Below are 22,447 nucleotides of genomic sequence, written 5' to 3' on the forward strand. Positions count from 1 at the left end.
TTGGGCCGGATCCGAAATCGTGTGATCAAACCGCCCCGCACGGTCCGACTCGTCGCACCCGCCCGCGGCAGTCAGTTCGCGGAGCGCTTACGCTGCTGCCGTGGCTGACACGACCCTGCAGATCGCCGACGACAACCGGGTCCGCACCCTGACCCTGAACCGGCCCGAGGTGCTCAACGCGTTCAACGAGGAGATGTACGGCGCGACTGCCGTCGCCCTGAATGAGGCCGCCGCTGACCCGGAGGTCGCGGTGGTGCTGCTGACCGGTGAGGGGCGGGCATTCAGCGCGGGCAACGATCTCGTCGAGATGCAAAGGCGCATCACCGATCCCGCGTTCAACGAGCAGGGCAGCCATTTCACCACCATGATCGATGCCCTCACCGACTTCCCGAAACCGTTGATCTGCGCGGTCAACGGCGTCGGTGTCGGTATCGGGGCAACGATCCTGGGCTACGCGGATCTGGTCTTCATGTCGACGACCGCACGGCTCAAAACGCCGTTCACCAGCCTCGGTGTCGCACCCGAGGCGGCGTCGTCGTACCTGCTGCCGCGGCTGATGGGCCGCCAGAACGCCGCCTGGCTGCTGATGTCATCGGAGTGGGTGGATGCGGATGAGGCACAGCGAATGGGGCTGGCATGGAAGGTGTGTGCGCCCGAGGACCTGCTGCCCGAAGCCCGCCGTCACGCCGACATACTCGCGGCGCGGCCCGTCGCGAGCTTGATGGCGGTCAAGCAGACCATCACCGCGCCGACCCGGGACGGTATCGCCGCCGCCACCGCCAGGGAGATCGAACATTTCGCCGTGTTGATGGGCGCCGGGGCGAACGCGAGCGCACTGGCCGAGTTCACCGGCAAGCGCGGAACAGACTAGCGACTCGCCACCCTGGGCGCCGGGTCGTCGACCTCGAGCTCGACCTCGGCGTGCGCGGCGAGGATCGCCCGCAGGGTGCGCCGGCACCGCCCGCAGTCGCCGCCGGCGCCGCAGGCCTCGGCGATCTGTTTGGACGTCCGGGCTCCGTTGGCCACGCATTCGGTGACGTCGTGGCTGGTGACTCCGGTGCACAGGCAGACAAACATCGGTCAGCCCTGCCCGTCGACGCTCATCAGATGGGCGAACCGACCGACAAACTGCGTCGGATAGGCGCCAAGACCGACGTTGGACATCCACTCGGCAGCCGCGTCCGGGTGATCGATCCACTGCCTGGCGGCGACCTCGTCCTCGATCTCCTGCAGGATCATCACTTCGTGTCCGTCGTCCAGGGCACGGTAGACCCAGATCTTGCGCACCCCGCTGCGCTTGAAGCGCTCGATACCGTCGTGCACCTTGACCATCAGCGCCGACACGTCCTCGACCGACGACATGACGCCCACCACCACGCGGCCCACGTGATCGGCGGGCGAGGGGGCGTACAGGTCGATCTTCTCGACAACTTCGCCGCCGAAGACCGGCGGTATGTCGTCGACTCCGGCGACGTCGAACCACTCGAAAACCGCCGACGAGCGCAAAACCTCGCGAATTGACCGGGGATTGCGGATTCCAATTGTGACGAGCACCCGGTTCGGCTCCCAAATCGACGTGTACACGACGACATGATGGGCACCAATTGATTGCAAATTGTCGTGACGTTTCTTGAGCCATTTCCACATTCGCTCGACGTCATCAACTCGAAAGTCGCACGCAAGAATCAGCGAGTGCAGGTCGTACTCACTCATCGATTCTCACCGCCTGTCTCGACTCCGGCCCAATGGTTAGCGCAGTCTAACCTTACTTAGCCTAGGCAGTCCAGACTAGGGCCCGCATCAGCGCCTCGAGTCACCGCGATGGCTCGTCATTGTGCCGAAAACACGCCTCGCGCAAGCATTAAAGCGAGCTTGTCGGCCATAACTGGACTAGTTTGGAAGGTGCACAATCGAAGCGATGCCTGACCAGCCCTCAAGCGCCCAAGGAGTCACCATGCAAGGCGATCCGGACGTCCTGAAATTGCTCAACGAGCAATTGACGAGCGAACTCACAGCCATTAACCAGTATTTCCTGCATTCGAAGATGCAAGCGAATTGGGGCTTCACCGAACTCGCCGAATACACGCGTAAAGAGTCGTTCGAAGAAATGAATCACGCGGAGGACATCACCAACCGCATTCTTCTGCTCGACGGGCTCCCGAACTATCAGCGGTTGTTCTCCCTGCGAATCGGTCAGACCTTGCGTGAGCAGTTCGAGGCCGACCTGGCGATCGAGTACGAGGTGCTGGAGCGCCTGCGCCCGGGCATCATCATGTGCCGCGAGAAGGGCGACGCGATCTCGGCCACACTGCTGGAGAAGATCCTGTCCAACGAGGAAGACCACATCGACTACCTCGAGACCCAGCTGCAGCTGATGGACAAGCTGGGCGACGAGCTCTACGCGGCACAGTGCGTGTCGCGCCCGCCGACCTCCCTGTAAGCGCCTCCCGAGGACCCCGGCGACACCTCCCTTTCCGCCAGCGTTTTACGCACGCACGCGGGGCAACCCTCGTCGGGGTGTGTAACTTTCCTAGCCTGGCTAACGATATGGGTGTGGAGAGTTTCGCCTCGGAAGGGAGACATGACCAGCCAGGCCACGCCGAGCGCCACCGCCGACCGGGAGTCCGGTGGCGCGCTGATCAGCCGCCGGCGCCGCAACATCATCTTCGTTGCGGTGCTGCTCGGCATGCTGTTGGCAGCCCTCGACCAGACGATCGTGGCGACCGCGCTGCCGACGGTGGTGGCCGATCTCGGCGGCGCCGGTCACCAGTCCTGGGTGGTCACCAGTTACCTGCTCGCCTCGACGATCGTCACCGCGGTGGTCGGCAAGCTGGGCGACCTGTTCGGCCGCAAGACGGTGTTCCAGGTCTCGGTGCTGTTCTTCCTCGGCGGGTCGGTGCTGTGCGGCATGGCCGGATCGATGGCTGCGCTGGTCGCCTCGCGCGCCCTGCAGGGCATCGGCGGCGGCGCGATCATGGTGACGGCTATGGCCGTCATCGGTGAGGTCATCCCGCTCCGGGAGCGCGGACGGTACCAAGGCGCGCTCGGCGCGGTGTTCGGCGTCACCACGGTGATCGGCCCTCTGCTCGGCGGGTTCTTCACCGATCACCTCAGCTGGCGCTGGGCATTCTGGATCAACGTCCCGATCGCGCTCGTCGTTCTCGCGGTCGGCACCGTGGCCATCCCGTCGCTGGCGAAGGCCGGCCGGGCGGTCATCGACTACGCCGGCATTCTCTTCATCGGACTGGGGGCGTCCGGGCTGACGCTGGCGACCAGCTGGGGCGGCAGCACCTACCCATGGTCATCGGCGGTCATCACCGGGTTGTTCGCGACCTCGGCCGTCGCGCTCGCGATCTTCATCTGGGTGGAACTGCATGCGGCCGAACCGATTCTGCCGATCCGGCTGTTCGCCAGCCCGGTGTTCACAGTGTGCTGCATATTGGGCTTCATCGTCGGTTTCGCCATGCTCGGGGCGTTGACGTTCCTGCCGACGTTCATGCAGTTCGTCGACGGCGTGTCGGCGACGGAATCCGGCCTGCGAACTCTGCCGATGGTCGTGGGCATGCTCATCACCTCGATCGGCAGCGGGAACATCGTCGGACGCACCGGCCGGTACAAGGTGTTCCCGATCGCGGGCACCGCGGTCATGGCGGTGGCGTTCTTCTTGCTGTCCGGCATGGATGCGGCGACGCCGACCTGGGAGCAGTCGCTGTTTCTGTTCATCCTCGGCGCGGGAATCGGCCTCTGCATGCAGGTCCTCATCCTGGTCGTCCAGAACACCTCGAGCTTCGCCGACCTCGGAGTGGCGACGTCGGGTGTCACATTCTTTCGGGCCATCGGAAGTTCTTTCGGCGCAGCGATTTTCGGCAGCCTGTTCGCCAATTTCCTCGCGAGCCGGATCGGGCCGGCGCTGGCTGTCAGCGGCGCGCCGCCACTCGCCGCCGAGTCGCCACAGGCACTGCACACGTTGTCGCCGGAGATGGCCGCGCCGATCATCGATGCATACGCCGACTCGCTGGGCCGGGTGTTCCTCTACGTCGTCCCGGTCGCCGTCGTCGGCTTCGTCGTCTCGCTGTTCCTGAAGGAAGTGCAACTGCGTGAGATGGAAATGGTGTCGGCAACCGACCTCGGCGAGGGCTTCGGGATGCCGGGCACCGAATCGCCGGAGAAGATCCTGGAGGTTGCCGTCGGCCGGCTGTTCCGCGATTCGCCGGACATCCGGTTGCGTGCGCTGGCCGCGCAACCCGGCTGCGACCTCGACGTCTGCCAAATGTGGGCGCTGCTGCAGATCTACCGGCAGAACCAGGTGTTCGGCTCGGCCACGCTGACCGACATCGCCGAACGACTGAGGGTGCCATACGAGGTCATCGAACCGGCCTTCGACGATCTCGTGCGTCACGGTCTCGCGCTGCGCACTGGCGGCCGGCTGTGGCTCACCCAAAAGGGAATCAGACAAGTCGACGCGATCTCCACCGCGATCGTCGGGCGCATCGTCGAGAAGCTGGCCACCTCGCCGTCGTTCGAGGGGCGTCCGGACCGGTTGCAGGTGGAGGCGGCGCTCGAGCGAATCGCCCACCGCATGCTGGTGCAGCGCGACTGGACCGACGACCGTCCGCAGTTGGTCACCACGGGCTGAAACCAAACTAGAACGCGTTCCAATTCCGCGGCTCGCGGCGTACGATGCCGTCATGAGCCGCATTGGGGACTTCGCCGACGACGACGCCGCCGCCTGGGTGGTGAAGTCGCCGGACATCGGCGTCGCGATGGCAGGTTTCACCAACGCGGTCTACACCAAGAACCGGCTACCCATGCGGGTCCGTGAACTCGCACGGATGGTCATCGCGCTCGACAACGAATGTGTCGTCTGTCAAAACACCCGCGACTCAGAGGGTTTGGCCGCCGGTGTCGACGAGGATCTCTACGACCACGCCGCCGAATGGCGGACCTGGCCGGGCTACAGCGCACAGGAACGCGTCGCCGCGGAGTTCGCCGAGCGCTTCGCCAGCGACCACACCGGGCTGCGGGACGACGAGGACTTCTGGGACCGCTGCCGCGAGCACTTCAGCGACGAACTGCTGACCGACTTGGCGTTGTCGTGCGCGATGTGGCTCGGTATGGGCCGCATGCTTCGCACGCTCGACATCGGTCAAAGCTGCAAGATCACGCTGTAAGCCGCGGCGCGACCGCGCACAATGGCTGTCGTGAATCCAGTGGCAGCCAAGCCCCTCGCCGCCGCGGCGATCGCCCAACTGGAAGCCGATGGGGTCGCCACGCTGATCGGCACGGTCGTCAACCCGGCGGGGCTCACACACGCCAAGACGGTGCCGTTGCGCCGCATGGGGGCCTTCGCCGATCCCGGCCTGGGCGCCAGCCCGGTCTGGCACGCCTTCGCGATCGACCACGCCGGCATCGTTTACAGCAGGGCGATCACGCCGGTGGGGGATCAACGGATCCGCATCGACCTCGGCGCGCTTCGCATCCTCGGCGACGGGTTGGCCTGGGCGCCGGGGATGTTCTTCAACCAGGACGGCACTCCCGATCCGTACTGCAGCCGCGGGGCGTTGAGCCGGGTGCAGAGCCGGTTGACGGACGAGGGCCTTACCGCCGTGGTCGGACACGAGATGGAGTTCGTGCTCGTCGGTCCCGACGGCGGGCGCCTACCGTCGCACCTGTGGGCGCAGTACGGGTTGGCCGGCGTGCTGGAGTTCGAAGGGTTCGTGCGCGACGTCACCAACGCCGCAACCGCGTCGGGCGTCGCGATCGAACAGTTCCACCCCGAGTACGGGGCCAACCAGTTCGAGATCTCGCTGGCCCCACTGCCACCCGTCGCGGCGGCTGACGCGCTGGTGCTGACGCGCATCATCGTGGGACGGGTTGCGCGGCAGTACGGCATGCGGGTGAGCCTGTCGCCGGTGCCGTTCGCCGGCGGGGTCGGATCCGGTGCGCATCAACACTTCTCGATGAAGCGAGGGGAGACGGAGCTGTTCTTCGACGGCACCGGCGCCAACGGGATGACGCGGGAGGGCGAGTCGGCGATCGCGGGGCTGGTCGCCGGCCTGCCCGAGGCGCAGGGCGTGCTCGCCGGTTCGGTGTTGTCCGGTCAGCGTATGCAGCCGGGGAACTGGGCCGGTGCGTACGTCTGCTGGGGAACCGAGAACCGCGAAGCCTCAGTGCGGTACCTGATCGGCGGGCCGAGCAATCCCTACGGCGCGAACATCGAAGTCAAGGTGGTCGACCCGTCGGCCAATCCATACTTCGCGACCGCGGCGATCCTGGGGCTTGCGCTGGACGGGATCGAACGCGGACTGCAGCTACCGCCGGAGACGACCGTCGACCCCGCGACGCTGACCGATGCCCAGCGCCGGGAGACGGGCGTCGTACTGCTCCACGAAAAACAGACCGATGCGCTCGATGCGCTGAACCGATCGTCGTTGATGCGAAGGATTCTCGGCGACGAAGCCGTCGACGCCGTGGTCGCCGTGCGCCGCTACGAGCACGACAACTACGGCGCGCTGAGCCCCGAGGAGATCGCCGACAAGTTCCGCCTGGCGTGGAGCGTATGACGACCTAGACCAGGCCGGTCGCGTCGAACACCCACGACATGTCGGCGTTGGCGAAGTCTTCCATCCAGGTGGGCGGCGCGTTGTTGGCCAGCGCCCCCATGTCCCAGTAGTCCTTCCACAGCGTGATCTTGCCGTTCTCGACGCGGTGCACGCTGACGAACTTCAGGACCGCGGACTCGCCTGTGGCCCAGTGCCATTCCTCGTGATGTTCGTACATCACGTCCGCACCGTTGTCGAGCATCAGGCCATCGAAGTTCTCGTAGGACGCCAGCGGCTCGAGGCCGATCTTGAGGCGCTTGACGATGTCTTCCGGCCCACGCGCGGCAGCGGTCGGACCGACCGGCACGTCGAGGTAGGTGCAGTCGTCGGACAGGAAGGTCTTCACCGCCTCCCAGTCCCGCGCCGAAAGCGCCTTCCACATGCCGAGCACCGTATCGCTAACTGACACTGGCCAGTTCACCTTCCTGTCGCGAGAGCGCCGGCGCCTTGTGCGCCGCACGCAGAAACCGCCCGGTCCGCCGATTGCCGACGATGTCGGTGAGGTTTCCGTCGAGGAACACCGCACGCCCTCCGACCAACACGGCGGCCACGGTGTCGTCGTTGCGGTTGACCATTCGTGAGAGCCCGCCGTACTGGTCGACCTCCGCTTCGGCGTAGCGGTCCAGCGAGTCGTCGAGATGCGCGGGGTCGATGACAACGACGTCGGCGCGGTCCCCGATACGCAGATGGCCCGCGTCGATGCGGTACCAGTCGGCCAGTTCCCCGGTGAGCCGGTGCACCGCGTGTTCGACCGTCATGAAAGGCCGTCCGGCGTTCTCGGCGTCGCGCACGTGGCGCAGCAACCGCAGACCCATGTTGTAGAACGCCATGTTGCGCAGGTGTGCGCCGGCGTCGGAGAAGCCCATCTGGATACCGGTGTCGCGCGCGAGCTTTCTGAGCACTTCGGGCCGGTGATTGGAGATCGTGGTCCGCCAGCGCAACGCCCTGCCGTGGTCGAGCACCAGATCGAGGAACGCGTCGACGGGGTGCAGTCCGCCGCGGTCCCGGCCGACCTGGCCGAACGACTTGCCGACGACCGACGCATCCGGACAGGCGACGATCTCGGCGTCGAAGAAGTCGCGCTGCCACACGCGGATGCCCAGCTTGCTTTCGTACTCCTTGCGGAAGCGACGGCGGTAGGCCTCGTCGCGCATCAACTCGTTGCGCTCGACCTCGTCGCGCAGGTGCAGCGCCGCCGCGCCCGCCCCGAACTCCTCGAAGACCACCAGGTCGATGCCGTCGGCGTAGACCTCGAACGGCACCGGCAGGTGCTGCCACCGGAAGTTGCCGCCGAGCTTGTTGACAAGCCGGGCCGCCGGACCCAATGCGTGAATGCTGTACGGGTTGGATTTCACGTCCGCCGCCGACAGCAGGCTGGTCTTGAGCGGATTGCGGACGATGCCCAGCGACTGCACCAACTGCGAGCCGAGGTTGAGCGGATTCTGGATGTCCGGGCCCGACTGCAGCACCCGTCCGGCGCGACGCAGGAGTGACTTCAACCGGCGCAGCTCCCGCGGCTTGGCGTAGGTCGACGGCAGCGTCCGCGACCGGCACACATCGCCGTCGAGCTTGTCGAAAAGCAGTTGTTGAGAAGACATTCCGACGAACCCGGCCTTCAGCGCCTCGGCCAGCCAGCGCTCCATCTGCGCTTGTTCGCCCTTGCTGGGTCGCACATCCTTACGGGTGGCGCGGTCCAGGCCCATCACCGCGGCTCGCATGTCGGAGTGCCCGATGAAGGCCGCGACGTTGGGACCCAGCGGCCGCGATTCCAGCGCCTCGATGTACTCCTCGCAGTTCGTCCAGGTCTTGTGCTGCTCGATCGCGCCGATGACGTGTTCTCGGGGGATCGCCTCCACCCGGCCGAAGATGTCGCCCGCGTCGGTGGCGTCGACGTGCACCGTCGACAGCGAGCAGGAGCCGAGCATCACCGTGGTCACGCCGTGTCGCAGCGATTCGGCCAGGGCGGGGCCGGCCAGTACCTCGACGTCGTAGTGCGTGTGGATGTCGAGCATGCCCGGCAGCACCCACTTGCCGGTCGCGTCGATGACCTGGGGGCAGTCGGTCGCGTCGAGGTCGTCGGGGCTGACCGCGACGACGCGGCCGTCGCGGATACCGAGGTTTCGCACGGCCGACGGGGCACCGGTGCCGTCGAACCAACGACCGTTGCGGATGATCGTGTCGTAGCTCACCACGCCATAGAACAGTCCGAGTTGACGAGTGTCAATGAAAATCGTGAACAGATTTCGATTTGTGTCTACTGATGCGATTGACGTGCACTGTTGTGATGTCGAATGCGGGGGCATACTCGCCGAGGTGACCCCGCTGCAGCGCTATATCGCTGAAGAGATCGCCACCGACCACGTCGACGGGCTGCTGTCGCGGCGCGAGGCCCTGCGTCGGCTCGCCATGCTCGGTGTCGGCACCGCCGGGGCGACGGCGTTGTTCGCCGCGTGCAGCCGAACCCGCGAGCCCGCGGCGGAGGCGCCGGTGACCTCGAGTGACCCCGCAACCGCGGGCGCACCGCCACCGGGCGCCGAGAACGCGGTGCCCACCGCGCCGATCACCTGGGGCGGGCCTCGAGGTGACCTTCAGGGCGCCTGGGCCGAAGCGCCGAACGCCCGGGGCGCCGTCCTGGTCATCCACGAGAACAAGGGACTCAACGATCACACCCGCTCGGTGGCGGGTCGGTTCGCGGGAATCGGCTACTCCGCGTTGGCGATCGATCTGCTTTCGGCGCAGGGCGGAACGGCAACGTTCACCGACCCCGCAGAGGCGACCGCCGCCTTGGGCAAGATCCCGCCCGAGGAGGCGCTGGCCGACCTGAGGGCCGCGGTCGACGAACTCCAGCGACGCGTACCCGGCAAGAAGGTCGCCGCCGTCGGATTCTGCATGGGTGGCGGTTATGTCTGGCGACTGCTGGCCGCCGGGGAGCCGCGGCTGTCGGCGGCGGTACCGTTCTACGGCCCGACGCCCGAGGATCCGGACTTCTCGCGTTCGAAGGATGTTGCGGTGCTGGGGATTTACGCCGCCCAGGATCAACGGGTGAACGCCACCGAGCCCGTCGCCAGGGCGGCCCTCGAGAAGGCCGGCCTGGTTTACGAAGTGGTCACCGAACCCGACGCCGACCATGCGTTCTTCAACGACACCCGCGAGCGATACAACGCCACCGCGGCCGCCGACGCGTGGCGCCGTGTGCAGGACTGGTTCACCCGCTACGTCGGCTGACGCGCCGCCACCATCCCAAGCGAGCGACCGCATTTGTACGCCGAGACGCGGAGTGTCGCGGACAAACACGGACACTCGGCGGTGTTAACGGGCACTTCGGCCAAGGTTCATCGCCTCGTTGGTAACCGCACACGCATCGCGGTCACATTGAGCGCATGCGGGTTGTGCAGGTAGCGAACTTCTACGGCCCGCGCTCGGGCGGCCTACGCACGGCGGTCGACCGACTCGGTGCGGAATACTGCGCACGCGGCCACGAGGTTTACCTCGTCGTGCCGGGAGCACGCCCCGAGTCGCGGCAGCTGCCGTCAGGAGTCGTTCGAATCTCGTTGCCCGCGCGCAGTATTCCGTTCACCGGCGGCTATCGCGCGGCGCTGCCCGGTCCGGTGACCGCACTGCTGGAACAGCTCACGCCCGACGCCGTCGAGGTGTCGGATCGGCTCACGCTGCGTTCCCTGGGTGCTTGGGGCCGACACCACGGAGTCGCCACGGTGATGATTTCGCATGAGCGGCTCGATCGCCTTGTCGGGCAGGTGCTTCCGAAGCGGGCCGCGCGCATGGTCGCCGACATCGCGAACCGTCGCACCGCCCAAAGTTATGACGCGGTGGTGTGTACGACGGGGTTCGCGCGTGACGAGTTCGACCGCATCCACGCCTCGAACGTGTTCACCGTGCCGCTGGGTGTGGACCTCGACCAGTTCCATCCCCGCCACCGCTCCGCGTCGGTCCGGCGACGCTGGGCCCGCCCGGAGCAGACGCTGCTGGTGCACTGCGGTCGGCTGTCGGTGGAAAAGCATGCCCATCGCAGCATCGACACCGTTGCGGCACTGCGCGCGACGGGCGTCGACGCGAGGCTGGTCGTCGTGGGGGACGGGCCGCTGCGGCCGCGACTCGAACGGCAGGCCGCGCGTCTGCCCGTCGACTTCACCGGCTACATCGGCTGCCGCGACACCGTCGCGACGATCCTGGCGACCGCCGACGTCGCGTTGGCGCCCGGCCCGCACGAGACGTTCGGGCTGGCCGCGCTGGAAGCGCTCGCCTGTGGGACACCAGCGGTGGTGTCGCGTACGTCGGCGCTGACCGAGATCCTGGACGCCGAAAGCGGAGCGGCGGCCGACAACGACCCGGTCGCGATCGCGAACGCCGTCGCGTCGGTCATCAGCCGTCCGGAAACCGTGCGACGCAACGAGGCCCGCCGCCGCGCCGAACAATTCACCTGGCCGAGGGCCGCGACCGGCATGCTCCAGGCGCTGGGCGTGCGCTGACTCAAACGGCGGCGAGACGGCCATTTACGCACCCAGGGTGGCTTAGGATCTGGGAATGATCAGGCCGCTGATGGTTTCGGGCCTCACCGTCGCCCTGAGCTGTCTACCGATCACCGCCGCGGCGGGCGCCGACCCGCAGACGCCGCCGTGCACCTACACGCTGTCCCCGCCACACGTCGTCCAGGTATCGGGCACCGAAATGGTGGCCGTGACGATGTCTCCGGCGGGATGCGACGGCGCCATCCCGTATCAATCGATCGCCTGCGTCCAACTGCAGGGCGGCCAGGGCCCCGGGCGGTGCGAGCAGAACAACGGGCTGTTGCCGGCGCGGGTGTACTTCTCGCCGCACCAGCCCGGCGCGACCTACGTAGCCACCGGTCGAGGTTGCTCGACGACGGGTAACCCGCCGCAACCGGTCTGCGCGCCGGCCGGCCCGCTGACCGCGACGTTGTAGCGACCCCGGCCCGCCCGTTTAATCGGGCCTGCGCCCGGTTACCCGCAGAATTAGCGGGTTCGTCAATGAGCCGGCTCGACCGATCGAAGGAGCCGACATGGATAGCAACGTCATCGTGTGGATCGTCGTCGCCATCGCGGTGATCGCCGTCATCGCGCTGGTGGCGTTCCTGGCACGCAATGCGCGCACCAAGCGCCGCCGCATGGAGGCCGACCGGCTCCGGACGGAAATCGACCAGAAGACCCAGCACGTCGACAAGCGCGAGAATGTGGCCCAGGAGACCGAGGCACGGGCCCGCGCCGCGCAGGCCGAGGCGGAGGCGAAGGCCGCCGAAGCAGCCCGGCTGCAGGACGCCGCGCGCACGCATCGCGACGAGGTGACCACCAAGCGCGACGAACTCGACGAACAACGCGCCCGCGCCGACGCCCTCGACCCCAGGCGCGGCACCACGGATGCCGCCGCCACCACAGTCGATGGGACGCCGGCGGATCCACCCACCCGTTCCGACCACACCCGGGCACCGGAACAGCGGCGTCCGTGAGCTGCCGGGCAAAGACGACGTCGGCGGTGTTGTTCGACGTCGACGGCACGCTGGTCGACTCGAACTACCTCCATGTGTATGCGTGGTATCGGGCGTTCGAGGAGGCCGGCCACCCCGTCGAGGCCTGGCGTATCCACCGCTCGATCGGAATGGACGGCACGACACTGGTCAACACCCTGGCCGGGGAAGCCGGCGCGGCAGCGTGCGAGCAGGCCAAGGATCTGCACTCGCGCTATTACAAGGAATTGGCACCCCATCTCAGACGGTTGCCCGGCGCGCGGGAACTGCTCGAAGCCGTCCACAAGCTCGACATTCGGGTCGTGCTGGCCACCTCGGCGCCGGAGGAGGAGTTGTCGGTCCTGCGCGAGGTGCTCGACTGCGACCACCTGGTGTTCGCGGTGACGTCGTCGAAGGATGTGGACACCGCCAAACCCGAACCCGACATCATCGAGATCGCGCTCGAGCGCGCCGGGGTGACGGCCTCGCACGCCATTTTCCTGGGCGACACGGTGTGGGACATGGAGGCCTGTCGGCGCGCCGGAGTCGGCAGCATCGGGGTGCTGAGCGGGGGAGTGTCCCGTTCAGAGCTCGAAAAGTCTGGGGCGCAGCGGGTTTTCGAACATCCTCTGGAGCTGTGCCAGCACCTGGACGACACTTCGATCGCGGCGCTGGCCAACATCGTCGGCTCCCGCTGAGCGGCGGCTGCGGTCAGCGGGGCAGCGCGTACCGCAGGATCGCCGCGACGCCGTCGGCCGGGGCGATGCGCTCATCGGTGCGGATCAGAGCGGCACCGGTCGCGATCGCCGCCATCGGGAGCGCCTCGTCCGCCCGCAGGGTCTGGGTCGGAGCCGTCCCGAGTTCGGAGAGCACGATGGCATTCGGTGCAACCGTCGCGAGGTCGTCACCGGCGACGACGGTCGCATCACCGACGTCGCCGATGATCAGCGTCTCGACCGCGCCGGCCCGCAGGGCCGCGGTGACGCCGCCGAGGCCTTCGGTCGCCAGGCCTTCACCTCGGCCCAACTCTGCGCCGAACCGTTGTGCGGCATCGTCGATCGCGGCCAGGCGACGGTGCTGGAACTCCTGTTCGATTGCGTGCTGCAGGTCTGCGTCGTCAAAACCACTGTGCCGCGCGCCGACATTCACGTCGACGACCAGGGCGGTGACTCGTTCGGGCAGGTGCGCGACAAGATCGGTGCGGGACTGAACTTCGCCGACGACGAACACCACCTCCGGGCGGGCGTCGTCGACCAAGGTGGTGAGCTCGCCCGCGACCGCGCGGATGTTCTGTTGGCGCGCCCCCTCGGCGGCGCGTTGCGGATCGCCGTAGCCCGGTGTCTCCGCCGCTGACGCCTTGTGCACCGGGTACGCATCACCGTCAACCGTGTCCGACACCGCGGTGCCCTCGCGATACAGCGTGATGTCGCCACCCTCGTGGTCGACGATCACCACCGCGTATGTCGGCCGGTCGAGGGCGTGTTCGACGACCGGGACGATGTAGGGCAGCGTCGAGACCCGCACGACGGGGCTGATCGGCCGGATGAGGTGCTCGTTGACGAGGATGCCGTCGCGGCTCGCCACCACGGCGCGGCCGCTGCGGCCGACCGGCGGCGTGGTCTCCACGACGGCCTGTTCGATGCTCTGCGTCACCGCCGGATCGGCGCCCTGCTGCTCGAGTTGCTCACGCAGCGACCGCCACTTCAACTCCATCTGCGCGGCCGCATCCGCTGTGTTGTGCGAATCGTCGAAGTACACCGACGCGTACGGGCCGTTCGAGGTCAGCAAGGTGCGGAAGTGTTCGGGTTGCATGGCCGTTGGTTACCCGTCGAGCAGCCGACGACACAGGTTTTCCCGTGGACGGCCGCACGAGCGAGCTCGCTTGCGCTCAGCGTGGCGACGACGGGGGTGTCCAGGACACCGGTAAGCGCTTGATCCCGTGGATGAACGGCGACAGCAGCCGCGCCGGTTCCTCGGTCGCGGCGATGTCTGGTACCCGCCGGTGCAATTCCTCGAAGACGACGCTGATCTCGCGCCGGGCCAAGTTCGCACCGAGGCAGAAATGCGCGCCGCCGCCGCCGAACCCGGCATGGGGATTGGGGTTACGTCCCACGTCGAATGTCCACGGGTCGGCGAACCGGTCCTCGTCGCGGTTCGCCGAGCAGTACCACAGTGTGACCTTGTCGCCGGCGGCCATCTTGACGCCGCTCAGTTCACAGTCCTCGGTGAGTGTGCGACGCATGTAGATCACCGGCGAGGCCCACCGGACGATCTCCTCGACCGCGGTCGGCGCGAGGGTTTCGTAATCTGCCCACCACCGCGCCCGCTCCTCGGGGTAGCGGGTGAGCGCCAGCACGCCGTGGCTGATCGCGTTGCGGGTGGTCTCGTTGCCGGCGACGACGAGCAAGATGAAGAACGAGGCGATCTCGGCCGACGTCAGCCGCTCACCGTCGACCTCGGCCTGCACCAGGGCGGTCGTCAGGTCTTCCTGTGGACGCGCCCGACGGTCCTCGGCGTGGGCGGTTGCGTAGGCGCCGATGTCCATCGCGACCTTGACGAACTCCTCGTAGTCCTGCGCGATGTCCTTGTCGCCGAAGCCGAGAATCACGTTGGTCCAGTGAAAGATCTGCTGGTGGTCGTCCTCCGGGATGCCCATCATGTCGCAGATCACCTGCAGCGGCAGTGGCCCCGCCAACTTCCCGACGACTTCGCCTTGGCCGTCGGGATGTTCGGCGATCATCGCCTCGACGAGCCGGCGGGCCCTGTCGCGGACCGACGCCTCGGTGCGCGCCACCACCCGCGGGGTGAACGCCCGGCTGACGATGCTGCGCAGCCGCAGATGACGCGGGTCGTCCATCACGATCATCGAGCCGAAATACTCCGACAGTTCCGGGTTGGCGTCATTGATCGTGATGCTCGGGCTCGAGCTGAAGATGTGCGGATGACGGCTCGCGTACCAGACGTCGTCGAACCGGGTGATCGCCCAGTGCCCGGGCCCCTCCTGAACACCGGGTGTCTCGAGCGGCAGATGGAACGACACCGGCGCTTCGCGGCGCAGCGTGGCAAAGGCGCCGTCTCGGAAGTCGTCGGACTGCACCCAGAACTTCCAGGAGCCCAGGTCGATGTCGGACAACGGCACCTGCGGCGGCGCCGTGCCGTTCGCCCGGGTCAGCTGGACTCCAGACGTGTGCGATGTCGCGATACCCACCCTCCCGAGAGTAGGCCGTGTGCGGCCGCAGAAGCGGAGATTCGTTAGGACAGCTGCCAGTTCATGTTTTCTGCGAACGCCCGGGCGTCGTCGGAGATCGTGCCGAGCTCATGGCAGCGTTGGATGTAGCCCTGCACCATCACCAGGAAGTTCATCGGGTTGTAGGCGTCTTCCTCGTAACTCCACTTGCCGTCGCCGGCATATCTGAGCACGGTGATGACCGGTGTGCCGTGCACGCTGCCGTCGCCGGGATCCTTCATGGTGTTGACGTTCCGGTTGATGACCCAGCCCTTGTCGACGTCGATCGAGTACCACTCGACGGGATAGAACGGCATTTCGCTGCCCGGGAAGGTGTTCATCGTCGGGACGATCCAGTCGCGGATCGCCTCGCGGCCGGACATGTTTCCGAGCGCATGCTCGACATATGTGGCGTCTTCGGTGAACTGGTCGGCGTAGCTCGCCCAGTTCCACGTCTGGCCGATGTCGACCACCACATCCTGGTAGCCGCGGAACGCGTCCTCGAGTTCTTCTCGTGTCCACTGACCCATCGCACACTCCCTCGGTTTCGCGGCTGAACTGGCATCGTTCTACCAAACCCGTCCGCGCCGCGAGGCCGAATCAGGACACGATGACGGCGGCCGATAGTCGGCAGGTACACCTCGCCGAACCGACAGCGGTTATCCAATGCGTAAGCGACACAACGTAATACGACGGACAGTCCAGGCGAACGGGGCGATGCGCTGATCGTGTGCCACAAACTCGGTCAGCCGCGTTAGTGTCTCAGTCATGGCTCTCGGCATCGACGCCCAGGTGCTGGCGGAAATGGCGCCGCTTCTGGCCGCAGTCGGTGACATCGAACCTGCACCGGTGGGCGACGTCGAGTCGCGGCGCGTGAACGGACACCGAATGTTCGACTCGGTCGCCGCCGCCTGGACCCCCGCCGAAGGCGTCGAGGTCACGCGGTACTCGTTGAGGACCGACGACGGGGCGACGCTGCCGCTCGGCTGGTACCGGCGAGCGGGGCCACAGCCCGGCAGCGCGGCGCTGTATCTGCACGGCGGCGGAATGATCTTCGGGCTGGAGCACATCGGCCGCCTGTACGACGCGGCGGTGCGCGACTACGTAGCTGCCTCGGGCGTGCCGATGCTCGTCGTCGACTACCGGATCGCCCCGGAGCACCCGCACCCGCAACCGGTCGAGGACTGCTTTGCGGCGCTGCGCTGGCTGGCCGGAAACGCCACGACGCTCGGTGTCGAGCCGGGCCGGATCGCCGTGATGGGCGACAGCGCCGGTGGCGGCCTGGCCGCGGCCGTCTGCCTTCTCGCTCGGGATCGTGGCGGGCCGGCGATCGCTGCGCAGATTCTGATCTACCCGATGCTCGATGATCGCCCCAGCAGCCCGAACCCGGCCCTGACGCCGTTTTTGACATGGACCTACGACGACAACGCCACCGGCTGGGGCGCGTTGCTCGGTGCGAACGCCGGAACGGATTCGGTGTCGCCGTACGCCGCGCCGGCCCGCGCCGCGGACCTCAGCGAGCTCCCGGACACCTACCTCGACGTGGGTGACCTCGACATCTTCCGCAACGAGGACATCGCCTATGCGTGCCGCCTCGCCGACGCCGGGGTGCCCACCGAATTGCACGTGTACCCGGGTTGCCCGCACGCATTCGAGGCACTGGCCAGGAACGCCGGGATATCGCAGCGGGCGATCAGTGATCGTGTCCGTCGCCTGCGCAGCGTCTGACCGCCGGCCCGACGCCGCGCCTCACCCGCCGTCGGGCGATTCGACGACGGCTTTGATGCGCTCGAGCGTCTTGCGCATGTCGCGGATGTTGCGACGGCGTCGAAGCTGACCACCCAACACCGAGAACACCTTCATCGGTATCGATTCGGCCAGCCGGAACGACTCGGTGACCTCGGTGCCGCCGTCAACGGGAGTGAGCCGGTAGTGCCAGTTGTTCACCGGTTTGTCGCCGAGCAGCACCGCGAACCCGAACTCGCGGCCCGGTTCACAGGCGGTCACCTCACATGTCGTCCAGTACACCGGCCCGATCTCATTGCGCTTGACGTGTCCTCGGAATCGGGCGCCGAGTGCCGGGCCGGTCGCGCCGCCGAGCCATTCGGCCTCCATCACCTCGGGGGAGAACTTGCCGGTGTTCCGCACATCGGCGATCAGCTCCCAGATCCGCTCCGCCGGTGCCGCCATCGACACCGTCACCGCTCCGTCCACCGATGCCTCGCTCTCTCCCAAGCGTTTTCAGCACCCTAACGTCCAATCGATCGGATGCACCAGGACTTGTCGGATGCACCAGGACTTGATAGTCACCGAACGGCCGAAACCGAATCCGGCTACCGCGACGAGATATCCCCGTACAGATCGGGCCACGGCGGGCGACGCACCATCGCCACCCCGGCGAGCGTCGCCGAGACCAGCCCGACCAGGATGCCCGTCAACGCGATGCGCGTCGCATCGACCGCGGGGCGCCAAACGGCGTCACCGTCCTTGAGGACGAACACCCCGGCCGGTTTCGTCAGCACCCTGACGTTCGCGTCACCGCCGCGCCGGGCCCGTCCGCGTACCTCTGCGACGGGAATGACGGTTGTGCCGTCGGCCGCTTCATAGGGTTGGCCGAAGACACGGGACGCGCCGGGATCGAAGTCGAGTGTCTCCAACAGTTCTGCACGCAGGTCCATGGCCTCATGCTTACTACCGCCGACGGATGGTGGCAGCCGATCGGCCCGACGTGCGCCATGCCCGCGGGAACTGCGCGGGCGAGCCGGACGTCGTTACTCGAGATCGAAGTCGTCGTCGGGAATCGGCACCTCGATCGACTGATCGATGAGATCCGCCTCGTCGGCGTCCCACGTGCGTGCCGTCGAGACCGCGGAGGCGTCCAACGAGGTGTCCTGCTCGGCCGGGTCCACCGGAATGCTCTGTTCTGCGACATCTGCTTCGGGAATGGCTTCGCCGAACGCGAGGCCGTCAGGTCTGGTCATGATCGGTCTCCGTTCCACTTCTCGAGGGACTACTGACATGCACTTGCCAGGATAGTGCGGTTCCCGGCGGCATGACACACAGCGCCTGGCGCTCGAGCGTCGCGGCTCAGCCCTATGACCAGGGCAATGACGTCTGCGGGCAGGCGCTGTGCGTAAACTGCCACCCACGGGGGAGGCTCTCGAACCGTGCGGAGCTTCGAACCAGACCACTTCCGACGCCAGAGGCTTACCGTGCCAGAAAAATCGACCGACACCGCCCAGGATCTCACGCCGCATTTCGAGGACGTGCAGTCGCATTACGACCTGTCCGACGACTTCTACCGGCTGTTCCTCGACCCCACCCAGACCTACAGTTGCGCCTACTTCGAGCGCGACGACATGACGCTCGAGGAAGCGCAGCTCGCCAAGATCGACCTGTCGCTCGGCAAACTCGGACTTCAGCCCGGGATGACGCTGCTCGACGTCGGCTGCGGCTGGGGCGCGACGATCAAGCACGCAGTACAGCGCTACGACGTCAACGTCGTCGGCCTGACGCTGAGCAAGAACCAGCAGGCTCATGTCCAGAAGGTGCTCGACGCGCTCGACAGCCCCCGCAGCAAGCGGGTCTTGCTGCAGGGCTGGGAACAGTTCCACGAGCCGGTCGACCGGATCGTGTCCATCGGTGCGTTCGAGCACTTCGGCCGCGACCGTTACGACGAGTTCTTCAAGATGGCCTACGAGGCGCTACCCAGCGACGGCGTGATGATGCTGCATACCATCGTCAAGCCCGATGACGACGAATTTGCCGCCCGCGGCCTGCCCGTCACGATGACGAAGATCCGCTTCTTCAAGTTCATCATGGACGAGATCTTCCCCGGCGGCGACCTCCCGCAACCGGTGACGGTCAAGAACCACGCAACCAAGGCCGGCTTCAACGTCCGGCTCGTGCAGCCCCTGCGGCTGCACTACGCGCGCACCCTGGACCACTGGAGCGCGGCGCTCGAGGCGCACAAGGACGAGGCGATCGCGATTCAGTCCCAAGAGGTCTACGACCGGTACATGAAGTACCTGACCGGGTGCGCCGACCTGTTCCGCGAGGGTTACACCGACGTCTGTCAGTTCACCCTGACCAAGAGCTAACGGCGCCGCAGCGTCCGCCACAGCCGCAGCGGCAGCAAGCCGAGTAGCGGCGCGCGTTTGCCCAAGTCGTCGGTATCGCGCTTGTTGAACGCGGCGGCGTACCGCGCTGCGTCCTGCGCGGTCGGGTAATCCTTGGCGCCTTGCGCTTCGCCGCAGCGTTCGCATCGCCACCGCATGGTGTGACCGTCGACCCGAAACGTCGGGTCGTGCCCGAATACACGGCATGCCAACGTCATTGCGACGACGTCCCGGGTGGCATGCCGACCCGGCCGCGAGGATGGCGGGCGATCCGGTTCTCCGCCAACGCTTCCCGCATCGCCTTGCGGAACTCGCCTGGACCCCAGTATCGCGCGCCGACGGCCCTGTGCAGTTCACGCAACGACATCGGTTCGTTCTCGCTCACCGCCCGCGCGATGGTTTCGATTTCGTGGTCGAGCGCCGACTCCGGCGCACCGGGTGTTGGCGGTTCGCGCCACGCCCCGTACCACCCCGCAGACGGTCCGGGCCGGTAGCGCCGGGCGCGGTTCTGGGCCGCCCGCTGGCGCTGTGTGCGCTCGGCGATGCGGGCCTGCCGGGCCTCACGCTCATCGTCGCGGCCGGCGGGCACATCCGCAGAGCCGTCCTCGTCGGCCGTCGTCAGCGGCAGCGCCAGGTCCTCGAGTCGCTGACCTTCTGCCCTCACGCCCAGCACCAGTTCGACGACTCCGCCGACGGCCATCACCGCCGCGCCGATCAGGAACGACACCGCGACGAGTCCGCGGTCGCCGGACTCGATGAGTTGGCCGAACAACAGTGGTCCGGTGATGCCGCCGACGGCGGTTCCCACCGCGTAGAAGAACGCGATCGCCAGAGCGCGCGTCTCCATCGGAAAGATCTCGCTGACGGTGAGGTACGCCGCGCTGGCGCCCGACGATGCAAGGAAGAAGCACACGCCGAGCACGGCCATGAACATCCACACCCCGGCCGCCTCGGAGACGAACAGCACCGTCAGCACGACCGCGACCGCGGCCGAACCCAGATATGCCAACGCGATCATCGGTTTTCGGCCGACGGTGTCGAAGAACCGGCCGAGCAGAATCGGACCGGCGAAGTTGCTCAACGCCCAGAGCGCATAGAACATCGGCACGACACCGGATGCGACGTCGAAGAAGTTGCTCAACAGGGTGCCGAGGTTGAACGTGAACGCGTTGTACAGGAACGCCTGTCCGATGAACAGCGCGAGCCCGAGCACCGCCCTCCGCGGATACTTCGTGAACGCGACGCGGGCGATCTCCCGGAACGAGATCGTCTTGCGTTGTCGCACGGTCAGCGTTCCCTCGGGTTCTTCGAGTGACTGCCCGGTCTCGCGTTCCACTTCACGCTCGATCTCACCAACGACGCGTTCGGCGTCGTCTTCTCGGCCGTGGATGAACAGCCAGCGCGGGCTTTCCGGCACGTTGCGCCGAACCACGAGCACGACGAGACCGAACAATGCGCCGATGCCGAACGCGATGCGCCATCCGATGTTGGCCGGGAAGATCGAGGTGTTCAACAGCAGCAGCGCACCGGCGGCGCCACCGGCCGCGCCGAGCCAGTAGGAACCGTTGATGATCAGGTCGACGCGGCCACGGACGCGGGCGGGAATCAACTCGTCGATGGCGGAGTTGATCGCGGCGTATTCGCCGCCGATGCCGGCGCCGGTGAAGAACCGCGCTATGAAGAAGTACCACGGCGCGAACGCGAAAGCCGTTGCGACCGTGGCCGTCAGGTAGACCACAAGGGTGAGCAGAAACAAGTTCTTGCGGCCGAACCTGTCGGTGAGCTGCCCGAAGAACAAGGCGCCCAGGCACGCGCCGGCGATGTAGATCGCTGCGGCGATGCCGATTTCGCCTGCGGTCAACTCGATTCCGCTGCCGCTTTCGGTCAGTCGCGAAGCGACGTTGCCCACCATGGTGACTTCGAGGCCGTCGAGGATCCAGACTCCGCCGAGTCCGACAACCACCCGCCAGTGGAACCGCGACCACGGCAGCCGATCCAGCCGAGCCGGGACCTGCGTGGTGATCGTGCCGGTTTGCACCCCAGGACTCATCGGCAGCCTCCTCGACCGTGGCAGACGGTGAGGGGAGTACCCAGCTCGCGACGGTTCACCCAGGAAGAGCTCGACTCAGCGCAGCGACACCGGCTCCGAGATCGCGTCGATCACAGCCGCCGGTGCGTCAAGGGACACGAATGTCCTGGACTCGGGCACCTCGACCAGCGTCGAATTCGGGAACTGTGCGGCCAGGCGCCTACCGAGCGCCGGTGTGAAGGCGCGGTCGCGCTGACCCCACACCAGGGTGACCGGCTTGGTGAAGCGGGGCAATCTCGTGGCCACATCCGTCAGATCCATCCCGGCGACCGCACGCAGCAGACTCGCCAAGTCGCGGCGGATCCGCACGTCGGTGCGGGCAGGCTCCAGCCATGACGCGGTCAACTGGGGATCCGGGTGTGCCAGAAGGCCGAAGCCGAGCGGGGAATGACGCAGCGCGGTCACCCTCATCAGATTGAACAACACCTTGATCGAAATCGGCCCGCGCAGCATCGCGAACACGACGTTGAAGGGGAACGGCGGAAATTTCTCGAACGCATCGCAATTGGTGAGCACCAACCGTCCGATGCGCTCGGGATCGTCGGCGACGACCAACTGGCACAGCCCGCCCCCGGTGTCGTTGCCGACCAGCGTCACATCCGACAACCCGAGCGCGGCAATGAAATCGCGGACCATTCCGGCCACCGCATGCGGTGACAGCTCCACACCGGGATTCACCGGAATCGTGTGCGAACCCAGCGGCCAGGTGGGCAGATAACAGCGGTAGCCCTGCCGCGCAAGCCCATCGGCCACGCGATCCCAGAGCCGGCTGTCGACGAGGATGCCGTGCACGAAGACCACCGGCGGATGTGGCGAATCTTCCGGGCCCAACACGCGGTAATCGATCGTGGACTGTTCCAGCGCCAGTCGGGGCATGTTCGCTATCCTTCCCATGACAACTTACAAACACTTGGTATGAAAGTTACGTGCAGG

Annotated in this window: 25 protein-coding genes; 12 read left to right on the top strand and 13 right to left on the bottom strand. The window is 66.8% G+C overall.

Translation table 11 applies throughout. The annotated features are described in order from the left end of the window. Positions 1-100: 100 nt before the first annotated feature. On the top strand, positions 101-871 hold the full coding sequence (locus AU188_RS23500) for an enoyl-CoA hydratase/isomerase family protein (protein WP_059165869.1): 771 nt from the start codon (positions 101-103) through the stop codon (positions 869-871). Here AU188_RS23500 and AU188_RS23505 read toward each other — a convergent pair. After that, positions 868-1,077 carry a (2Fe-2S)-binding protein gene (locus tag AU188_RS23505; RefSeq protein WP_059165870.1) on the bottom strand — a complete coding sequence of 70 codons (210 nt, stop codon included), beginning with the start codon at positions 1,075-1,077 and terminating at the stop codon, positions 868-870. The genes AU188_RS23500 and AU188_RS23505 overlap by 4 nt on opposite strands. A gap of 3 nt (positions 1,078-1,080) precedes the next feature. Further along, the gene (locus tag AU188_RS23510) at positions 1,081-1,713 is read right to left on the bottom strand and encodes a hypothetical protein (RefSeq protein ID WP_059165871.1); all 633 of its coding nucleotides are present in this window, start codon (positions 1,711-1,713) and stop codon (positions 1,081-1,083) included. A gap of 241 nt (positions 1,714-1,954) precedes the next feature. Between AU188_RS23510 and bfr the strand changes: the two genes are divergently transcribed. The 4 genes from bfr (at position 1,955) to AU188_RS23530 (ending at position 6,563) form a co-directional block, all read left to right on the top strand. Next, positions 1,955-2,440, top strand: a complete 486-nt coding sequence (gene bfr / locus AU188_RS23515) for a bacterioferritin (protein WP_059165872.1) — start codon at positions 1,955-1,957, stop codon at positions 2,438-2,440. 141 nt (positions 2,441-2,581) lie between these two features. Further along, positions 2,582-4,636 (top strand): MDR family MFS transporter, encoded by a 2,055-nt coding sequence (locus AU188_RS23520; protein WP_059165873.1) that lies wholly within the window; start codon positions 2,582-2,584, stop codon positions 4,634-4,636. 52 nt (positions 4,637-4,688) lie between these two features. Continuing rightward, positions 4,689-5,171 carry a carboxymuconolactone decarboxylase family protein gene (locus tag AU188_RS23525; RefSeq protein WP_059165874.1) on the top strand — a complete coding sequence of 161 codons (483 nt, stop codon included), beginning with the start codon at positions 4,689-4,691 and terminating at the stop codon, positions 5,169-5,171. A gap of 21 nt (positions 5,172-5,192) precedes the next feature. Then, positions 5,193-6,563 (top strand): type I glutamate--ammonia ligase, encoded by a 1,371-nt coding sequence (locus AU188_RS23530; protein WP_059165875.1) that lies wholly within the window; start codon positions 5,193-5,195, stop codon positions 6,561-6,563. A 4-nt stretch (positions 6,564-6,567) separates the two neighbouring features. On the opposite strand, the gene AU188_RS23535 is transcribed toward AU188_RS23530, so the two are convergent. Beyond that, positions 6,568-7,011 carry a nuclear transport factor 2 family protein gene (locus AU188_RS23535; protein WP_059165876.1) on the bottom strand — a complete coding sequence of 148 codons (444 nt, stop codon included), beginning with the start codon at positions 7,009-7,011 and terminating at the stop codon, positions 6,568-6,570. Further along, positions 7,001-8,791 (bottom strand): N-acyl-D-amino-acid deacylase family protein, encoded by a 1,791-nt coding sequence (locus AU188_RS23540; protein ID WP_172799581.1) that lies wholly within the window; start codon positions 8,789-8,791, stop codon positions 7,001-7,003. The genes AU188_RS23535 and AU188_RS23540 overlap by 11 nt, the downstream gene beginning before the upstream one ends. 124 nt (positions 8,792-8,915) lie before the next feature. Between AU188_RS23540 and AU188_RS23545 the strand changes: the two genes are divergently transcribed. The 5 genes from AU188_RS23545 (at position 8,916) to AU188_RS23565 (ending at position 12,779) form a co-directional block, all read left to right on the top strand. After that, complete coding sequence (locus tag AU188_RS23545) at positions 8,916-9,827, top strand: dienelactone hydrolase family protein (protein WP_059165878.1); 912 nt, start codon at positions 8,916-8,918, stop codon at positions 9,825-9,827. 155 nt (positions 9,828-9,982) lie between these two features. Beyond that, a complete protein-coding gene (locus tag AU188_RS23550) occupies positions 9,983-11,089 on the top strand; it encodes a glycosyltransferase (protein WP_059165879.1) in 1,107 nt (368 codons plus the stop codon). 55 nt (positions 11,090-11,144) lie between these two features. After that, entirely contained in the window at positions 11,145-11,543 is a 399-nt protein-coding gene (locus AU188_RS23555) for a hypothetical protein (RefSeq protein WP_059165880.1), read from the top strand. Between the two features lie 97 nt (positions 11,544-11,640). After that, positions 11,641-12,084, top strand: a complete 444-nt coding sequence (locus AU188_RS23560) for a hypothetical protein (protein ID WP_059165881.1) — start codon at positions 11,641-11,643, stop codon at positions 12,082-12,084. Then, entirely contained in the window at positions 12,081-12,779 is a 699-nt protein-coding gene (locus AU188_RS23565) for an HAD family hydrolase (RefSeq protein ID WP_059165882.1), read from the top strand. The genes AU188_RS23560 and AU188_RS23565 overlap by 4 nt, the downstream gene beginning before the upstream one ends. Positions 12,780-12,792: 13 nt before the next feature. Here the strand turns inward: AU188_RS23565 and AU188_RS23570 are convergent, their stop codons facing one another. The 3 genes from AU188_RS23570 to AU188_RS23580 form a co-directional block, all read right to left on the bottom strand. Then, positions 12,793-13,893 (bottom strand): Rv2629 family ribosome hibernation factor, encoded by a 1,101-nt coding sequence (locus AU188_RS23570; RefSeq protein ID WP_059165883.1) that lies wholly within the window; start codon positions 13,891-13,893, stop codon positions 12,793-12,795. Positions 13,894-13,969: 76 nt separating this feature from the next. Then, a complete protein-coding gene (locus AU188_RS23575; RefSeq protein WP_156426804.1) occupies positions 13,970-15,253 on the bottom strand; it encodes a cytochrome P450 in 1,284 nt (427 codons plus the stop codon). Between the two features lie 80 nt (positions 15,254-15,333). Continuing rightward, complete coding sequence (locus AU188_RS23580; protein ID WP_059165885.1) at positions 15,334-15,837, bottom strand: Cif family virulence factor; 504 nt, start codon at positions 15,835-15,837, stop codon at positions 15,334-15,336. 238 nt (positions 15,838-16,075) lie between these two features. On the opposite strand from AU188_RS23580, the gene AU188_RS23585 reads away from it, so the two are divergent. Then, complete coding sequence (locus tag AU188_RS23585; protein WP_059165886.1) at positions 16,076-17,035, top strand: alpha/beta hydrolase; 960 nt, start codon at positions 16,076-16,078, stop codon at positions 17,033-17,035. 21 nt (positions 17,036-17,056) lie between these two features. On the opposite strand, the gene AU188_RS23590 is transcribed toward AU188_RS23585, so the two are convergent. The 3 genes from AU188_RS23590 to AU188_RS23600 all read right to left on the bottom strand — a co-directional run bounded on the left by AU188_RS23590 (position 17,057) and on the right by AU188_RS23600 (position 18,288). Continuing rightward, positions 17,057-17,521 (bottom strand): SRPBCC family protein, encoded by a 465-nt coding sequence (locus AU188_RS23590; RefSeq protein WP_059165942.1) that lies wholly within the window; start codon positions 17,519-17,521, stop codon positions 17,057-17,059. A 119-nt stretch (positions 17,522-17,640) separates the two neighbouring features. Beyond that, on the bottom strand, positions 17,641-17,985 hold the full coding sequence (locus AU188_RS23595) for a hypothetical protein (protein WP_059165887.1): 345 nt from the start codon (positions 17,983-17,985) through the stop codon (positions 17,641-17,643). A gap of 93 nt (positions 17,986-18,078) precedes the next feature. Next, a complete protein-coding gene (locus tag AU188_RS23600; protein WP_059165888.1) occupies positions 18,079-18,288 on the bottom strand; it encodes an Rv3202a family protein in 210 nt (69 codons plus the stop codon). Between the two features lie 231 nt (positions 18,289-18,519). On the opposite strand from AU188_RS23600, the gene AU188_RS23605 reads away from it, so the two are divergent. Then, the gene (locus tag AU188_RS23605; RefSeq protein WP_059165889.1) at positions 18,520-19,407 is read left to right on the top strand and encodes a cyclopropane mycolic acid synthase family methyltransferase; all 888 of its coding nucleotides are present in this window, start codon (positions 18,520-18,522) and stop codon (positions 19,405-19,407) included. Here AU188_RS23605 and AU188_RS23610 read toward each other — a convergent pair. From AU188_RS23610 to AU188_RS23620, 3 genes are all read right to left on the bottom strand, one after another. Continuing rightward, positions 19,404-19,583, bottom strand: a complete 180-nt coding sequence (locus AU188_RS23610) for a hypothetical protein (protein ID WP_286137648.1) — start codon at positions 19,581-19,583, stop codon at positions 19,404-19,406. The two genes, AU188_RS23605 and AU188_RS23610, sit on opposite strands and share 4 nt — an antisense overlap. 56 nt (positions 19,584-19,639) lie before the next feature. Next, positions 19,640-21,475 (bottom strand): MFS transporter, encoded by a 1,836-nt coding sequence (locus AU188_RS23615; RefSeq protein WP_059165891.1) that lies wholly within the window; start codon positions 21,473-21,475, stop codon positions 19,640-19,642. A gap of 75 nt (positions 21,476-21,550) precedes the next feature. Further along, on the bottom strand, positions 21,551-22,390 hold the full coding sequence (locus AU188_RS23620; protein WP_059165892.1) for an alpha/beta fold hydrolase: 840 nt from the start codon (positions 22,388-22,390) through the stop codon (positions 21,551-21,553). Positions 22,391-22,447 lie beyond the last annotated feature (57 nt).

Origin of the sequence: Mycobacterium sp. IS-3022 (assembly GCF_001500065.1) — a bacterium.
Taxonomy (GTDB): Bacteria; Actinomycetota; Actinomycetes; order Mycobacteriales; family Mycobacteriaceae; genus Mycobacterium.

Bases quoted from the DNA above. Each gene is read 5' to 3' on its own strand.
- AU188_RS23505 (WP_059165870.1), bottom strand. From the start codon at position 1,077: ATGTTTGTCTGCCTGTGCACCGGAGTCACCAGCCACGACGTCACCGAA.
- AU188_RS23510 (WP_059165871.1), bottom strand. From the start codon at position 1,713: ATGAGTGAGTACGACCTGCACTCGCTGATTCTTGCGTGCGACTTTCGA.
- bfr (WP_059165872.1), top strand. From the start codon at position 1,955: ATGCAAGGCGATCCGGACGTCCTGAAATTGCTCAACGAGCAATTGACG.
- AU188_RS23520 (WP_059165873.1), top strand. From the start codon at position 2,582: ATGACCAGCCAGGCCACGCCGAGCGCCACCGCCGACCGGGAGTCCGGT.
- AU188_RS23525 (WP_059165874.1), top strand. From the start codon at position 4,689: ATGAGCCGCATTGGGGACTTCGCCGACGACGACGCCGCCGCCTGGGTG.
- AU188_RS23530 (WP_059165875.1), top strand. From the start codon at position 5,193: ATGGCTGTCGTGAATCCAGTGGCAGCCAAGCCCCTCGCCGCCGCGGCG.
- AU188_RS23550 (WP_059165879.1), top strand. From the start codon at position 9,983: ATGCGGGTTGTGCAGGTAGCGAACTTCTACGGCCCGCGCTCGGGCGGC.
- AU188_RS23555 (WP_059165880.1), top strand. From the start codon at position 11,145: ATGATCAGGCCGCTGATGGTTTCGGGCCTCACCGTCGCCCTGAGCTGT.
- AU188_RS23560 (WP_059165881.1), top strand. From the start codon at position 11,641: ATGGATAGCAACGTCATCGTGTGGATCGTCGTCGCCATCGCGGTGATC.
- AU188_RS23570 (WP_059165883.1), bottom strand. From the start codon at position 13,893: ATGCAACCCGAACACTTCCGCACCTTGCTGACCTCGAACGGCCCGTAC.
- AU188_RS23580 (WP_059165885.1), bottom strand. From the start codon at position 15,837: ATGGGTCAGTGGACACGAGAAGAACTCGAGGACGCGTTCCGCGGCTAC.
- AU188_RS23585 (WP_059165886.1), top strand. From the start codon at position 16,076: ATGGCTCTCGGCATCGACGCCCAGGTGCTGGCGGAAATGGCGCCGCTT.
- AU188_RS23595 (WP_059165887.1), bottom strand. From the start codon at position 17,985: ATGGACCTGCGTGCAGAACTGTTGGAGACACTCGACTTCGATCCCGGC.
- AU188_RS23600 (WP_059165888.1), bottom strand. From the start codon at position 18,288: ATGACCAGACCTGACGGCCTCGCGTTCGGCGAAGCCATTCCCGAAGCA.
- AU188_RS23610 (WP_286137648.1), bottom strand. From the start codon at position 19,583: ATGCGGTGGCGATGCGAACGCTGCGGCGAAGCGCAAGGCGCCAAGGAT.
- AU188_RS23615 (WP_059165891.1), bottom strand. From the start codon at position 21,475: ATGAGTCCTGGGGTGCAAACCGGCACGATCACCACGCAGGTCCCGGCT.
- AU188_RS23620 (WP_059165892.1), bottom strand. From the start codon at position 22,390: ATGCCCCGACTGGCGCTGGAACAGTCCACGATCGATTACCGCGTGTTG.